Raw genomic sequence first — 14309 nt, forward strand, 5'->3', positions numbered from 1 at the left:
TTACTTAAATTATTTTTAGATTTAACTTACAGAAAATGAAAGATATAAAAATTGCAGTAAAAGATTTGTCTTTATACTACGGAGAAAAGAAAGCATTAAAAGAAATTTCGTTAGAAATTCCTAAGAATAAAGTAACGGCTTTAATTGGGCCTTCAGGTTGTGGTAAATCTACTTTCTTGAGATGTATTAATCGAATGAATGACTTGATTCCCGATGTAAAAATTACAGGGAGTATGCTCGTGGAAGGGGTTGATATTTATGATAAGGATGTTGATGTAGTCAATATTAGAAAGAAAATTGGAATGGTTTTCCAAAAATCAAATCCGTTTCCAAAATCTATCTACGAGAATATCGCTTATGGACCGAGAATTAACGGGATAAAGGACAAAACAGAATTGGATGAAATCGTTGAAACGTCTTTGCGTAAAGCGGCTATTTGGGATGAAATTAAAGACCGTTTAGGTGATTCTGCAATGGGACTTTCAGGGGGGCAACAACAACGTTTGTGTATTGCAAGAACTTTGGCGGTAAGCCCAGACATTATCTTAATGGATGAGCCGGCAAGTGCATTGGATCCAATTTCTACTTCTAAAATTGAAGAATTGGTACATGAATTAAAAGAGCAATATACCATCATTATCGTGACGCATAATATGCAACAAGCAGCTAGAACGAGTGATTATACTGCTTTCTTTTATTTAGGAGAATTAATCGAAATGGGTAAAACAAATGATATTTTTACCAAACCAGCAAAAAAACAAACCGAAGATTATATCACAGGAAGATTTGGATAATCATTGCAAATCAAGAGTAATAGACTTGTAATTTTAATCTTAAACTAAAAAATAATAGGATGACACACTTTGAAATAGAATTAGAAAAGTTAAAAAATGTAATCGAAAAAATAGGGAATCTTGCTCAAAATCAAGTAGGAGAATCAGTAAAAGCCTTGCTTGCTGAACCACTAATTGAAGGGAAAGAGGTTAAAAAAATAGAGCATAAAATAGATAAATTAGACATCAAGATTGATGAGATTTGTCAAAGTATTTTTGCTTTGCAACAACCTGTTGCTTCTGATTTACGTTTTATTATGTCGGCCATGCAAATCAGTAATGAAATTGAACGCATTGGCGACTTAGCGATAAGCATTATCAAAAAAGCAAAAAACACCAAAGACAAACACGATTTGATTACTAGATTTCAAGTAGCTGAATTAGCAAAAGAAGTAGAAAAAATCACAATAAAGACCAATGAGTGTTTTATAACTCGTGATGAAAGTACTATTGGCGAAATATTTGTTTTGAATAAAAGCATTAAAAATAAAACTGACGATGCAATTCATAACATCGTTGGCGAAATGAAAGTAAATTCAAAAGCAGTAGTCTCAGGAACCAATTTAGTGATTGTATTAAAACATTTAGAGCGTATTTCTGAGCATTGTACTAACATTGCAGAAAATGTCTTTTTTATGATCAACGCTAAAATTATTAAGCACGAGAAATTTGAAGAAAAGAAATCAGAAGAATAGTTTTTGATTTTAATAGAGATAAAAAAAAGCACCAATACAGGTGCTTTTTTTATGCTATAAAATAGACTAGTTTATTCTTTGGTTACCACTTGCATAGTTTCACGACTCACTTGTTTTAGTAAAACGGTTTTGTCTTTTTCAACAGTTTGCGCAGCATCATCATTGAAATGACGAATAGTGTATAAAGTAACATTTTCTTCAAAATCAACCTTGAATTTTTTCGATAAAATAGCATTCAATTCTTTGAAATTGTCAAATTTGTCTTCCACACAAACAGAGAAACTAATTGCTGAATTTTGAATCAAGTTTACTTTGATTTTGTATTCGTGGAATAAGCCGAAAATTTCACTGATGTTTTCTTCCATAATAAAAGAGAAATCTATTGACGAAAGAGAAATCAATAATTGGTTTCTTTTAACGATAAAACAAGGTAAAAGAGGCTCTAAGTCAACTCCTTTAGATACGCTAGTCCCTTTTAATAATGGATTGATAAATGATTTTACATACAAAGGAATTTCTTTCTTTTGTAATGGTTGTAAGGTCTTTGGGTGAATTACTGATGCACCGTAAAAAGCTAACTCAATTGCTTCGCGATACGAAATCTGATTTAACAGACTCGCATTTTCAAAATAACGCGGGTCAGCATTCATTACTCCAGGTACGTCTTTCCAGATAGTTACACTTTCAGCATTCAAGCAATAGGCAAAAATAGCCGCAGTATAATCAGAACCTTCACGACCTAAAGTGGTTGTAAAATTATTTTCGTCAGAACCTAAAAACCCTTGCGTAATATTCAGGATTTTTGGCGCTACATTTTTAGCAATATTTTTTTGAGTTAATTCCCAATCTACTTCTGCATCTCTGTAATTAGCATTAGTTTTTACAAAATTGCGAACATCAAGCCATTGTGTTTTAATGTTCATGAAATTCATGAAATGACTTAAAATATTAGTCGAAATCAATTCACCATAACTTACAATTTGATCGTACACAAAGTTGTAATTAGGGGATTTGTTATGTGCTAAAAAGTATTCCAAATCTGCAAACTGTTCGTTTACAGAAGCAAATACTGGGTGTGTGTCGTCTTCAAACAAATCCAATAAGATTTGATTGTGGTATTTTTTAATTTCTTGAACAGAGGAGTTCAGCTCTGGGGATTTATCAAAATAATTTTTGATTACTACTTCCAATGCATTTGTGGTTTTGCCCATAGCAGAAACTACTAATAATACATCTTCGTAACCCGCTTTTTGTAAAACGTCATATACGTTTTTGATTCCATCGGCGTCTTTTACTGAGGCGCCACCAAATTTGAATATTTTCATAATTATGTATAACTGCTGTAATTTTTATTTTAATTTATTTTCAAGAAAATAGTTAATGCCTTCTTCGTCCATTTGTGCCACTCTCCAGTCGTCAAAAACTTTGGCACCTGAATTTTTATAAAACTCAATTGCAGGTGTATTCCAATCCAAAACAGCCCATTCAATTCGTCTTACATTGTCTTTTTTTCCTTGTTTTATTACTTCTGAATATAAGGCATAACCTAGTCCAGTTCCCCTCATACTTTGTTTAACTACTAAATCTTCTAGATGTATAGTTTTCCCTTTCCAAGTAGAATATCGGTAATAATATAAAGCTATACCAACTATTGTAGCCTCCACTTCGGCAACAAAAACATGAAATAATGGGTTAGTTCCAAAACCATCTCGAATCAAATCCTCTACTGTAATTACAACAGCATCAGGCTCTTTCTCGAAATCAGCCAATTCCTGAATCAGAGCTAATACTCCTTTCATATCTTCTGGATTTCCTTTTCGAATAGTCATAAATTCTTAATATTAATGAATCAATTGCTAAAAATAATAATTTTTTTAACCAAATTTGTCGATTTGGTTAGCAAATATACAATGATAGCTAGCTACAAAATAAAATTTATGTCATTTTCACAAAAAACAACCTATTTGTGACTTCCGATTTATTTGTGATTATTTGGAAAAATAAAAAAGCTCCTATATGAGGAGCTTTTTAGTACAAAATAATGTAGGGACTAAGAGATTATTTATACATGTTCTTCATTTCATAAATGAAAGTGTCTAAGTCTACTTTTTTGTCAATCAATGATAATGCTTTATTGACAATATAACCAATATTACTTGGCGTGAATCCTAATGCTACACCTAATTTTTCTAATAACTTTTCTTGATGATCCCCTAATTGATGGTCAATATGAACCATGCGCCCTAAATCATACAAACGTTCCAATCGATCGTTGTATAAATAAGGAGGGTTGATTGGGTATTTCAATGGATTGGCTAAGATTTCTTCGTATTCAGAAGCTGAAATCTCAAGGCTTGTAGCCAGTTTATCTAAAAATGCCTTTTCTTCTGGTGAAGATTTTCCATCGGCAAGTGCCACGCGAACAATGGCTGAGAAATGACCTTTATTTCTTGTTTTAAATTCGCTATCAAATAAATCTGAAAATGACATAATAATTGGGTTTTTAATTACTATAAAGGTACATTTTTTTTCAAAACAGACCGCTTTCAATCTCAATTTTCAATAATAAATTTTATTTCTAAATAGGATTTGATGTAGCCATTATTTTCCGTAATCAAAATTAATCGTAAGTTTACATTCCTTAATTATTTTAATTCAGAACTAATGTCAGAATTTTGGGTTTATTTTCAAATAGGACTTCGCCATGTTTTAGATATTCATGCTTACGATCATGTCTTATTTTTAATGGCCTTGGTAATTCCGTTTACATTTAAAGATTGGAAAAGAATACTCTTGTCAGTTACTCTTTTTACTTTGGGACATACTACAGCTCTGCTTTTATCAGTGTATGAAATTATGGTAATCAAAGCCAATGTTGTTGAATTTTTGATTCCAATAACGATTTTGGCGACTGCCTTATTTAACTTATTTACAATTGGAAAGTCAACTAAAAAAGAAAAGCTAAATTTAGTTTTCTTTATCACCTTGTTTTTTGGAATTATACATGGATTAGGCTTTTCAAATTATTTTAAAACGGTATTAGGTGGGACATCAAATTCTAAATTAGTTCCCTTGTTAGAGTTTGCTTTAGGAATTGAAGGAGCACAGATTGCTGTAGTTTTTGTAGTTTTGATTATGGCTTATATTATGCAAACTTTCTTTAAGTTTTCTAAACGGGATTGGGTTTTGGTAGGCTCTGCTTTTATAATAGGAGTGGTTGTACCGATGATTATTGAAAATGAAATTTGGAATCAATAGTAAAATGGAAGAAAAAAAATTAAATAAATACGACAAAGCTTATTTGAGAATTGCAAAAGAGTGGAGTCTACTGTCTTATTGCAAGCGCAAACAAGTAGGTGCAATTATAGTTAAAGACCGAATGATTATTTCAGACGGATATAATGGAACCCCTTCTGGGTTTGAAAATTGTTGCGAGGACGAAGAAGGATTAACTCGTTGGGATGTTTTACATGCTGAAGCGAATGCTATTTTAAAAGTAGCACGTTCTACACAATCTTGCGAAGGAGCTACCTTATACATTACACTTTCTCCTTGTAAAGAGTGTAGTAAATTAATTCATCAATCAGGAATCAAGAGGGTGGTTTATCATAACGGATACCGTGACGACTCAGGACTTCAGTTTTTAATTAAAGCAGGTATTGATGTGCAGCAAATAGCTGTGTTAGAAGAAGAATAAAGTATTATTTTTTAATACTATCATGAACTTGGGTTGGTAGACCTTCATTCCATAAACTAAGTAAATCAGTTGCTACTGCGGCGCCACTTCCTGCAGCAATAGTAAGTTGACTTCTACATCCAGCCAAAGTTCCAATAACATATATACCATCAATTATTTTGTGGTCTGTATTGCGAAGTTGAATGCGTTGTTTTTCGGGTAGCGCTTTTTGATGTGGTTCAACATATTCCATCAAGCCTTCTATGTCAAATGTATTAGCCGACCCTATACCAATAATGATATTTTTTGTAGAGTAGGTATTTTTATTGGTGGTTATTGTAAATTCAGGGAATTTACCTTCGATTTTCAATGCTTTTTCATCAGGTATTTGAATAACATGAGGATAGAGTTTTGAAAGATGAGCTTTGCTTTCTGCTAACAATTCAGACCCTAATTTCCCTGGGGTAATACCATAAGCATTGTTGAAAATAGCTTCTTGAAGCATTGATGATTTTTGATGGGTGAAAATTCCAATTTGCTTTTCAGCTGCAAAAGATTTGTTTTTGGCAGAACCTAAAACAAGTGCGCAGGACATTCCTGAAACGCCACCACCGACAATCAGTACGTCAAAAGTATTAGTCATTCATTCGTTTTTCAATTTCTTTTGACATTCTAAAAATCAAAAGAATCAATACAGCACAAAAAGAAGCAGCAATACCAATTAAGGCATACATACTTTCTCCTTGTAACAGATTGCTAAAATCAAGGCGAGTGACATTAAAGATGATTAAAGCGGAAGCCAAAAAAATCAAAACAGCAGTAAAAATTTTCATAAGATGTTTATTTTATAAATACCGATAACTTGTGAATCATCGTATTTAATTAAATAGGGGATAAATTTATAAAAATTTCTTTTAGACAAACAAACCTTTAACATTAGCAGCAAATAATTTAACAGCTATTGCCAAAAGCACCACCCCAAAAGCCTTGCGAATTACTCCTAATCCATTTTTTCCTAATAATTGTTCTAATTTGGATGATAGCTTTAAAACGATATAAACCAAAATTAAGTTCAATAAAATAGCAATCAAAATATTGATGGTGTGAAATTCAGAACGTAAAGAAAGCAAGGTGGTCATAGTTCCTGCTCCTGCAATTAAAGGAAAAGCAATAGGAACAATAGAAGCTGAACTCGATTCTTCGTCTCTGTAAATACGAATCCCTAATATCATTTCTAACGCAATAAAAAATAACACAAAAGATCCTGCTACGGCAAATGAATGAACATCGATGCCTATTATTTTAAGAAATTCTTCTCCAATAAATAAAAAGACAATCATAATTATTCCAGCAACTATAGACGCTTTTTCTGATTCGATATGCCCGTGTTTGGATCTTAAATCCACAATAATAGGAATGCTACCTACAATATCAATCACAGCAAATAGTACCATTCCTACGGTAAGTATTTCTCTAAAGTCAATTTCAAACATGTCTTTTTATTTTATTGCAAAGTTACACTTTTGAGTAAATTAAACGATAATGTTATATTTTTTTGCACTATACTGAGAAGGTGTAAAATTTATGATAAGATAGACGCTTTTTTCTTCAGGAGGTTTGATTACATTTGCAGCTCATTATTCAATTTATGTACCCAATGTTTCAATTAGGAAAAACCATCGTTTCAGAAGAGATACTCGAAAGAGAGTTTGTTTGTAATTTGTCTGCTTGTAAAGGGACTTGTTGTATCGATGGTGATGCGGGAGCACCATTGAGTGAAGAGGAAACCAAAATCATGGAAGCCATTTATCCTAAAGTAAAACCCTATTTACGTCCCGAAGGAATTGCTGCTATTGAAGCGCAAGGAACTTGGGTAAAAGGAGAAGATGGTGATTTTGAAACTACCTTAATAGAAGGTAAAGATTGTGCGTATGTAATTTTTGATGGCGATACTGCATTATGTGGTATTGAACAAGCCTATAATGAAGGAATTGTAGATTGGAAAAAACCCGTTTCTTGTCATTTATATCCTATTAGAGTGAAAGATTTTACTGAATTTACCGCAGTGAATTATGACAAATGGCATATTTGTGATGATGCCTGTACTTTAGGTAAAGAATTACAAGTTCCAGTCTATAAATTTGTCAAAGAAGCCTTGGTTAGAAGGTTTGGAGAAGATTGGTATTTAGAGCTTGAAAAAGTAGCTTTAGATCTAAAAAAATAATTCCGACTCTACACGAATTTTTTCTCATACTTTAGTTTTAAAAATCCTATATTTTACGGGACTATATCGTTTTTTACGTTTTCAAAACACTGATTTTTAATAAATTATGTTTTGGGTTAAAATTCCTATATATTTTAGTTTTGTTAAAAACTAGAGCCGATTGTGAATAAGTTTGGCTTTTAATAACCGCAATATTTCACAATCTTTGTAAACCCCAAGATGTCCCAAAATTTTAACTTTTTCAATCAAAAAACAAAGAACTTATTATGTCTGCAATTGAGCCAATTTTACAAGAAAACAAAGATCGTTTTGTGATTTTTCCAATCAAACACCAAGATATTTGGGAGTGGTATAAAAAACAAGAAGCGTGTATTTGGACCGCTGAAGAAATTGATTTACATACCGACTTAAATGATTGGAATAACAAGTTGAATGCAGATGAAAAATATTTCATCAAACATATTTTAGCATTTTTTGCTGCTTCAGATGGAATTGTAAACGAGAATTTAGCTGAAAATTTTGTGGCTGAAGTGCAGTATCCAGAAGCAAAATTTTTCTATGGTTTCCAAATCATGATGGAAAATATTCATAGTGAAACCTATTCTTTATTGATTGATACTTATGTAAAAGACGAAGCAGAAAAACACGAATTGTTTCATGCTATTGAAACTTTTCCAGCCATTAAAGAAAAGGCTGAGTGGGCTTTGAAATGGATTAGTTCTGATTCTTTTGCAGAGCGATTGATTGCTTTTGCCGCTGTAGAAGGAATTTTCTTTTCAGGTTCGTTTTGTTCGATTTATTGGTTGAAAAAACGAGGTTTAATGCCAGGTTTAACTTTCTCAAATGAGTTGATTTCAAGAGACGAAGGTATGCATTGTGATTTCGCAGTTCATTTGCACAATAATCACTTGGTTAACAAAGTGCCAAAAGCAAGAATTACAGAAATTTTGACTAACGCATTGGATATCGAGAGAAAATTCATCACGGAGTCGCTTCCGGCTAGTTTAATTGGAATGAATGCCAATCTAATGACGCAATATTTGGAGTTTGTTACTGACAGACTTTTAGTAGAATTAGGATGCGAGAGAGTGTACAACTCTTCTAATCCGTTTGATTTTATGGATATGATTTCGTTACAAGGAAAAACCAATTTCTTTGAAAAACGTGTTGGTGAATACCAAAAAGCAGGAGTAATGAACACCGATTCAGATGCTCAAAAAATAACATTCGACGCTGATTTTTAATCTGAACTCGTTTCAGATTCTGAATAGATTACCGCGCACATAGGCGCAAACAATTAGTAACAAATACCCGAAAGCAAGGAAGGGATTTCTTGGTTTCTTAAAACCCACAAGATTATGTATGTAGTAAAAAGAGATGGCCATAAAGAGCCAGTAATGTTTGACAAAATCACAGATAGAATTAAAAAACTATGTTATGGTTTAAATGATTTAGTTGATGCTGTAAAAGTAGCAATGCGTGTGATTGAAGGATTGTATGACGGAGTTACTACATCAGAATTAGATAATCTTGCGGCAGAAACCGCAGCTTCGATGACTATTGCGCATCCTGATTATGCTCAGTTAGCTGCCCGTATTGCAATTTCGAATTTGCATAAAAACACCAACAAATCATTCTCAGAAACGATGAATGAAATGTACCATTATGTAAATCCAAGAACCAATCAAGAATCTCCTTTGTTGTCAGAGGAAGTGCATAAAGTAATTCAAGAGAATGCTGAATTTTTAAATTCACACATTATTTACAATAGAGATTTTAATTACGATTATTTCGGATTTAAAACTTTAGAACGTTCGTATTTATTGCGTATTAACGGAAAAATTGTAGAACGCCCACAACACATGTTGATGCGTGTTTCGGTAGGAATTCACTTGAACGATTTGGATTCCGTTATTGAAACTTACGACTTAATGTCTAAAAAGTTCTTTACACACGCTACGCCAACCTTGTTCAATGCAGGTACGCCAAAACCACAAATGTCTTCTTGTTTCCTTTTGGCTATGCAAGATGATAGTATCGATGGAATTTATGATACATTGAAACAAACAGCTAAAATCTCTCAGTCGGCTGGAGGAATTGGATTGTCAATTCACAATGTACGTGCGACAGGATCTTACATTCGTGGGACTAATGGTACCTCAAATGGGATTGTTCCTATGTTGAGAGTATTTAATGATACCGCTCGTTATGTAGATCAAGGTGGTGGTAAACGTAAAGGAAGTTTTGCTATTTATATTGAAACTTGGCATGCTGATATTTTCGATTTCTTGGATTTGAAAAAGAATACCGGAAAAGAAGAAATGCGTGCAAGAGATTTATTCTTTGCCATGTGGACTTCTGATTTGTTCATGAAACGTGTACAAGAAGATACTACTTGGACATTGATGTGTCCAAACGAATGTCCAGGGTTGTATGATGTATATGGCGAAGAATTTGAAGCGTTATATACTTCGTATGAAGCACAAGGAAAAGGTAGAAAAACGATTAAAGCACGTGAATTATGGGAAAAAATTCTAGAATCTCAAATCGAGACTGGAACTCCCTATATGTTGTACAAAGATGCGGCTAACCGTAAATCAAATCAAAAGAATTTAGGAACTATTCGTTCATCTAACTTGTGTACTGAGATTATGGAGTACACTTCTAAAGATGAAATTGCAGTGTGTAACTTGGCTTCAATTTCGTTACCAATGTTTGTGGAAAACGGAAGTTTCAATCACCAATTGTTATTTGATGTAACCAAACGTGTTACACGCAACTTGAATAAAGTAATTGATAGAAACTACTATCCAGTACAAGAAGCAGAAAACTCAAATCTGCGCCACCGTCCAGTAGGTCTTGGTGTACAAGGATTAGCAGATGCTTTCATTATGTTGCGTTTGCCGTTTACTAGTGATGAAGCTAAAAAATTAAACCAAGAAATCTTCGAAACATTATACTTTGCTGCAGTTACTGCTTCCATGGAAATGGCTAAAGAAGAAGGACCATATTCTACTTTCAAAGGATCTCCAATTTCTCAAGGAGAATTCCAACATAATCTTTGGGGAATGAAAGACGAAGAATTATCAGGTCGTTGGGATTGGGCTTCATTACGAAAAGAAGTGGTGGAACATGGAGTTAGAAACTCATTATTAGTTGCGCCAATGCCAACTGCTTCGACTTCTCAAATTTTAGGAAACAACGAAGCGTTTGAACCGTATACTTCTAACTTATATACTCGTCGTGTATTGTCTGGAGAGTTCATCGTGGTGAACAAACATTTATTGCACGATTTAGTAGAGCGTGGTTTATGGAACGAATCATTGAAGCAGCAAATCATGCGTGAAAACGGATCTGTTCAAAACATTGATGTGATTCCACAAGACTTGAAGGAATTGTACAAAACCGTTTGGGAAATGTCTATGAAAGACATTATTGATATGTCTCGTCATAGAGGGTATTTTATTGATCAATCACAATCGTTGAACTTGTTCATGCAAGATGCTAACTATTCTAAATTGACCTCTATGCACTTTTATGCTTGGCAATCAGGTTTAAAAACTGGAATGTATTACTTGAGAACAAAATCAGCAGTAGATGCGATTAAGTTTACGGTAAACAATGATAAAAAAGCAGAGCCAGTTGAAGTGGTTGAAGTAGAAGTGAAGGAACAACCTGTTGCTGTAGTTAATGAAGCAGTTGAAATGACTGCCGAAGAATATAGAGCGATGATTGAACAAGCACGCAATGCAGGTCCTGAGGAATGCGAAATGTGTGGGTCATAATAATTTATCACCTGCTTAACGGCAAATAAATACTAGAACAGCTGTCAATTTTTGATGGCTGTTTTTTTAGAAGCTAATTCCAGCTGTACGCTATATCTTTTTATGTGACTTCGAACGCCTCAGTCACCTAAAAAGGATGCCGCTTCCATCTGGGCTATAAACCTATTTTATCTTCAAAATGAATTACCTCACCAAAGACTTAGTATTTCCTCCTGTTTCTGAAGCCAATAAAGACGGCTTTTTAGCTATTGGCGGAGACTTATCTACTGAGCGATTACTATTGGCGTACAAAAGCGGCATTTTCCCTTGGTTCGAACCCGGAGATCCTATTTTGTGGTGGTCGCCCAATCCAAGAATGGTTTTATTCTTGGATGAAGTAGTGGTTTCCAAAAGCATGCGAAACATTTTGAATCGAAATGCATTTAAAGTAACTTTTAATCAGGATTTCAGAGGCGTAATTTCCAATTGCCAAAAAATAAAACGAGAGGGACAACACGGTACTTGGATAACTAACGAAATGATTGAAGCCTATTGTAAATTGAATGAATTGGGTATAGCCAAATCAGTTGAGGTATGGCAAGATAACGAATTGGTAGGAGGTCTATACGGAGTTGATTTAGGGACTATCTTCTGTGGTGAAAGTATGTTTTCTAAAGTGCCGAATGCCTCTAAAGTCGCTTTTATTCATTGGTCACGACATTTAAAAGCGAACAATTACAAATTGTTGGATTGCCAAATTTATAATCCGCATCTGGAAAGTTTAGGTTGTCGCGAAATAGCTAGAGCCGAATTTATTACAATTCTGAAAAGCTAAAGTCAATGACAATATCAAAAATCAATTTGTAAATCGAATATCGAATATCGTAAATCGTTAACTAGTTCTTTTCCAGCAATCCGCAACGTGATCGTCTACCATTCCTGTGGCTTGCATATGTGCATACACTACTGTTGATCCAACAAATTTAAATCCACGTTTTTTTAGGTCTTTGCTTATAGCATCTGAAAGTGGGGTAGTAGCAGGCACTTCTTTTAAATGTTGTGGAGTATTAATGATAGGCTTCCCGTCAGTGAATTGCCAAATATACTTACTAAAACTTCCAAACTCTTGTTGTACTTCCATAAAAGCAATCGCATTAGCTACTGCAGAACGTACTTTTAATTGGTTTCGAATAATACCTGAATCTTGTAATAGTTCTTGAATTTTAGTTTCGTTATATAGTGCAATTTTTTGGTAATCAAATTGGTCAAAAGCCAAACGAAAGTTTTCTCTCTTTTTGAGAATAGTAATCCAACTCAATCCTGCTTGAAATGTTTCCAAGATTAGAAATTCAAATAATTTTTGGTCGTCATAAACAGGAACTCCCCATTCATGATCGTGATAAGCTTCGTAGATTGGAATACCTACGCACCATTTGCATCTGTTTTTATTCATTTTAAGCTGGTATATCGCTGTCTAAATAGTTTTTTATAATTCGGTGTCCCCAATAAATTAAAGGCGTTAAAAGTATCGCTATGCCTAATTTAAAAGTATAACCTGTCAATGCAGACCCGATAAAAGTTTCGAAGTCAATTTTACCTGGAAGCCAAAATGCAATTCCTAATACAATGAAAGAGTCGAAGAGTTGTGAAATGACGGTAGATCCGGTGGTTCGGAGCCAAATTTTCTTGTCGCCAGTTTTGTTTCTGAAATACCAAAATACAGTAACATCAATTAATTGTGAAACCATAAAGGCAATAATACTTCCGACAATAATCCACATACTTTGTCCAAAAACGGCTTGAAATTGTTCGTCATTTACGGGGCTAATACCTTTAGCAGCTGGAATAGCAATAGCTAAAAGCAAGACCACAAAAGCATAGGCAATTAAACATGCAGTAATTATGGAAAGTCGACGAACTCCTTTTTCACCAAAGTATTCATTGATTAAATCAGTGGTTAAAAAAACTACTGGCCAAGGTAAGATTCCAATACTCATCACAAAAGGGCCAATTTGAATTAACTTTCCTCCAATTAATTCGGCAACCACGGCATTGGTAATGAAAATCCCTGCAAGGATAACAAATACCATATCTTTCTTAGATCTGAACATAAGCGATAGGATTAGTTTCTCAAATTTAGCATTTTAATTTGGAATTAACGCTATAAAAAAATCCCATTCGTTTAAGAATGGGATTTATATGAGAGAGATAAAAATTTACTTTAGATTATCCTAAAGCAGCTCTTTTAAATCCTGTAACAATTAAGTTAGCGTCAACTGATTTTACGTAAGCCGCCACATTCATAGAACCGTCTTTGATATAATCTTGGTTTACTAATGTATTGTCTTTGTAAAAACGTTGGATTTTTCCTTTAGAGATGTTTTCTAACATCGCTTCTGGTTTACCTTCAGCTCTTAATTGCTCTTTAGCGATTTCAATTTCTTTTTCAATAACAGCAGCATCAACCCCAGCTTCGTTCAAAGCAATTGGGTTCATAGCAGCAGCTTGCATTGCAACGTTTCTAGAAGCTTCTTCAGCTCCAGCAACATTAGCAGATAATGAAACTAAAGTAGCAATTTTGTTTCCAGCGTGGATGTAAGAACCAACGAATGGTCCTTCTAATCTTTCGAAAGAACCGATTTCGATTTTTTCTCCGATTACTCCTGTTTGCTCGATTAATTTTTCAGCTACAGTGATTCCGTGGAAATCAGTTGCTAAGAATGCTTCTTTAGAATCAAAGTTCAAAGCTAAAGCAGCTAATTCTTGTGCTAATTTTACGAAAGACTCGTTTTTACCAACAAAGTCAGTTTCACAGTTTAATGAGATAACAACACCTGATGTTTTAGCGTCGTTTACAACAGCGATAACAGCACCTTCTGTAGATTCTCTGTCAGAACGGTTAGCAGCTACTTTTTGTCCTTTTTTACGTAAGTTTTCGATAGCTAAATCGAAATCTCCTTCAGCTTCAACCAAGGCTTTTTTACAGTCCATCATACCTGCACCTGTGATTGTTCTTAATTTATTTACGTCTGCAGCAGTAATTGTTGCCATAATTTTTTTTAATTTAAAGATTAAAAGATTGAAAAATTTAAGGACTAAGTATCAATTGTAGCAATT

At 33.8% G+C, this 14309-nt stretch carries 17 protein-coding genes; 8 read left to right on the forward strand and 9 right to left on the reverse strand.

The annotated features are described in order from the left end of the window. Nucleotides 1-35: 35 nt before the first annotated feature. Nucleotides 36-794, forward strand: coding sequence for a phosphate ABC transporter ATP-binding protein PstB (pstB, locus tag RMR09_RS07910; protein ID WP_310595257.1), 759 nt, complete (start codon nt 36-38; stop codon nt 792-794). Nucleotides 795-853: 59 nt separating this feature from the next. After that, nucleotides 854-1528: a phosphate signaling complex protein PhoU gene (gene phoU, locus RMR09_RS07915; protein ID WP_310595258.1), complete on the forward strand. Its 675-nt coding sequence runs from the start codon at nt 854-856 to the stop codon at nt 1526-1528. A 71-nt stretch (nt 1529-1599) separates the two neighbouring features. Here phoU and RMR09_RS07920 read toward each other — a convergent pair whose 3' ends face one another. From RMR09_RS07920 to RMR09_RS07930, 3 genes are all read right to left on the reverse strand, one after another. Beyond that, complete coding sequence (locus tag RMR09_RS07920) at nt 1600-2853, reverse strand: aspartate kinase (protein ID WP_310595259.1); 1254 nt, start codon at nt 2851-2853, stop codon at nt 1600-1602. A 24-nt stretch (nt 2854-2877) separates the two neighbouring features. After that, a complete protein-coding gene (locus RMR09_RS07925) occupies nt 2878-3357 on the reverse strand; it encodes a GNAT family N-acetyltransferase (RefSeq protein WP_310595260.1) in 480 nt (159 codons plus the stop codon). Between the two features lie 229 nt (nt 3358-3586). Beyond that, nucleotides 3587-4018 carry a TerB family tellurite resistance protein gene (locus tag RMR09_RS07930; protein ID WP_310595261.1) on the reverse strand — a complete coding sequence of 144 codons (432 nt, stop codon included), beginning with the start codon at nt 4016-4018 and terminating at the stop codon, nt 3587-3589. Between the two features lie 174 nt (nt 4019-4192). Here RMR09_RS07930 and RMR09_RS07935 point away from each other — a divergent pair, with 174 nt between their 5' ends. Together RMR09_RS07935 and RMR09_RS07940 are read left to right on the forward strand one after the other, a co-directional pair. Continuing rightward, entirely contained in the window at nt 4193-4786 is a 594-nt protein-coding gene (locus RMR09_RS07935) for a HupE/UreJ family protein (protein WP_310595262.1), read from the forward strand. A 4-nt stretch (nt 4787-4790) separates the two neighbouring features. Continuing rightward, complete coding sequence (locus tag RMR09_RS07940; RefSeq protein WP_310595474.1) at nt 4791-5225, forward strand: dCMP deaminase family protein; 435 nt, start codon at nt 4791-4793, stop codon at nt 5223-5225. A gap of 4 nt (nt 5226-5229) precedes the next feature. Here the strand turns inward: RMR09_RS07940 and RMR09_RS07945 are convergent, their stop codons facing one another. From RMR09_RS07945 to RMR09_RS07955, 3 genes are all read right to left on the reverse strand, one after another. Continuing rightward, on the reverse strand, nt 5230-5847 hold the full coding sequence (locus RMR09_RS07945) for an FAD-dependent oxidoreductase (protein ID WP_310595263.1): 618 nt from the start codon (nt 5845-5847) through the stop codon (nt 5230-5232). Further along, the gene (locus tag RMR09_RS07950) at nt 5840-6037 is read right to left on the reverse strand and encodes a hypothetical protein (protein WP_296684703.1); all 198 of its coding nucleotides are present in this window, start codon (nt 6035-6037) and stop codon (nt 5840-5842) included. Before RMR09_RS07950 ends, RMR09_RS07945 begins: the two co-directional genes overlap by 8 nt. 81 nt (nt 6038-6118) lie before the next feature. Next, nucleotides 6119-6697 (reverse strand): MarC family protein, encoded by a 579-nt coding sequence (locus RMR09_RS07955; protein WP_310595264.1) that lies wholly within the window; start codon nt 6695-6697, stop codon nt 6119-6121. Nucleotides 6698-6861: 164 nt separating this feature from the next. Here RMR09_RS07955 and RMR09_RS07960 point away from each other — a divergent pair, with 164 nt between their 5' ends. From RMR09_RS07960 to aat, 4 genes are all read left to right on the forward strand, one after another. Continuing rightward, nucleotides 6862-7428: a DUF3109 family protein gene (locus RMR09_RS07960; protein ID WP_310595265.1), complete on the forward strand. Its 567-nt coding sequence runs from the start codon at nt 6862-6864 to the stop codon at nt 7426-7428. A gap of 266 nt (nt 7429-7694) precedes the next feature. Then, entirely contained in the window at nt 7695-8672 is a 978-nt protein-coding gene (locus tag RMR09_RS07965) for a ribonucleotide-diphosphate reductase subunit beta (protein WP_310595266.1), read from the forward strand. 114 nt (nt 8673-8786) lie between these two features. After that, the gene (locus RMR09_RS07970; RefSeq protein ID WP_310595267.1) at nt 8787-11213 is read left to right on the forward strand and encodes a ribonucleoside-diphosphate reductase subunit alpha; all 2427 of its coding nucleotides are present in this window, start codon (nt 8787-8789) and stop codon (nt 11211-11213) included. A 178-nt stretch (nt 11214-11391) separates the two neighbouring features. Continuing rightward, a complete protein-coding gene (gene aat / locus RMR09_RS07975) occupies nt 11392-12027 on the forward strand; it encodes a leucyl/phenylalanyl-tRNA--protein transferase (RefSeq protein WP_310595268.1) in 636 nt (211 codons plus the stop codon). Between the two features lie 57 nt (nt 12028-12084). On the opposite strand, the gene RMR09_RS07980 is transcribed toward aat, so the two are convergent. The 3 genes from RMR09_RS07980 to tsf form a co-directional block, all read right to left on the reverse strand. Further along, entirely contained in the window at nt 12085-12645 is a 561-nt protein-coding gene (locus tag RMR09_RS07980) for a DNA-3-methyladenine glycosylase I (RefSeq protein ID WP_310595269.1), read from the reverse strand. A gap of 1 nt (nt 12646) precedes the next feature. Next, a complete protein-coding gene (locus RMR09_RS07985) occupies nt 12647-13303 on the reverse strand; it encodes a queuosine precursor transporter (protein WP_310595270.1) in 657 nt (218 codons plus the stop codon). Between the two features lie 115 nt (nt 13304-13418). Continuing rightward, nucleotides 13419-14243: a translation elongation factor Ts gene (gene tsf / locus RMR09_RS07990; protein WP_310595271.1), complete on the reverse strand. Its 825-nt coding sequence runs from the start codon at nt 14241-14243 to the stop codon at nt 13419-13421. Nucleotides 14244-14309: the final 66 nt, after the last annotated feature.

It is taken from the genome of Flavobacterium sp., from assembly GCF_031537875.1.
In the GTDB taxonomy this organism is placed as follows: Bacteria; Bacteroidota; Bacteroidia; order Flavobacteriales; family Flavobacteriaceae; genus Flavobacterium.

Bases quoted from the DNA above. Each gene is read 5' to 3' on its own strand.
- pstB (WP_310595257.1), top strand. From the start codon at position 36: ATGAAAGATATAAAAATTGCAGTAAAAGATTTGTCTTTATACTACGGA.
- phoU (WP_310595258.1), top strand. From the start codon at position 854: ATGACACACTTTGAAATAGAATTAGAAAAGTTAAAAAATGTAATCGAA.
- RMR09_RS07920 (WP_310595259.1), bottom strand. From the start codon at position 2,853: ATGAAAATATTCAAATTTGGTGGCGCCTCAGTAAAAGACGCCGATGGA.
- RMR09_RS07925 (WP_310595260.1), bottom strand. From the start codon at position 3,357: ATGACTATTCGAAAAGGAAATCCAGAAGATATGAAAGGAGTATTAGCT.
- RMR09_RS07930 (WP_310595261.1), bottom strand. From the start codon at position 4,018: ATGTCATTTTCAGATTTATTTGATAGCGAATTTAAAACAAGAAATAAA.
- RMR09_RS07935 (WP_310595262.1), top strand. From the start codon at position 4,193: ATGTCAGAATTTTGGGTTTATTTTCAAATAGGACTTCGCCATGTTTTA.
- RMR09_RS07940 (WP_310595474.1), top strand. From the start codon at position 4,791: ATGGAAGAAAAAAAATTAAATAAATACGACAAAGCTTATTTGAGAATT.
- RMR09_RS07945 (WP_310595263.1), bottom strand. From the start codon at position 5,847: ATGACTAATACTTTTGACGTACTGATTGTCGGTGGTGGCGTTTCAGGA.
- RMR09_RS07950 (WP_296684703.1), bottom strand. From the start codon at position 6,037: ATGAAAATTTTTACTGCTGTTTTGATTTTTTTGGCTTCCGCTTTAATC.
- RMR09_RS07955 (WP_310595264.1), bottom strand. From the start codon at position 6,697: ATGTTTGAAATTGACTTTAGAGAAATACTTACCGTAGGAATGGTACTA.
- RMR09_RS07960 (WP_310595265.1), top strand. From the start codon at position 6,862: ATGTTTCAATTAGGAAAAACCATCGTTTCAGAAGAGATACTCGAAAGA.
- RMR09_RS07965 (WP_310595266.1), top strand. From the start codon at position 7,695: ATGTCTGCAATTGAGCCAATTTTACAAGAAAACAAAGATCGTTTTGTG.
- RMR09_RS07970 (WP_310595267.1), top strand. From the start codon at position 8,787: ATGTATGTAGTAAAAAGAGATGGCCATAAAGAGCCAGTAATGTTTGAC.
- aat (WP_310595268.1), top strand. From the start codon at position 11,392: ATGAATTACCTCACCAAAGACTTAGTATTTCCTCCTGTTTCTGAAGCC.
- RMR09_RS07980 (WP_310595269.1), bottom strand. From the start codon at position 12,645: ATGAATAAAAACAGATGCAAATGGTGCGTAGGTATTCCAATCTACGAA.
- RMR09_RS07985 (WP_310595270.1), bottom strand. From the start codon at position 13,303: ATGTTCAGATCTAAGAAAGATATGGTATTTGTTATCCTTGCAGGGATT.
- tsf (WP_310595271.1), bottom strand. From the start codon at position 14,243: ATGGCAACAATTACTGCTGCAGACGTAAATAAATTAAGAACAATCACA.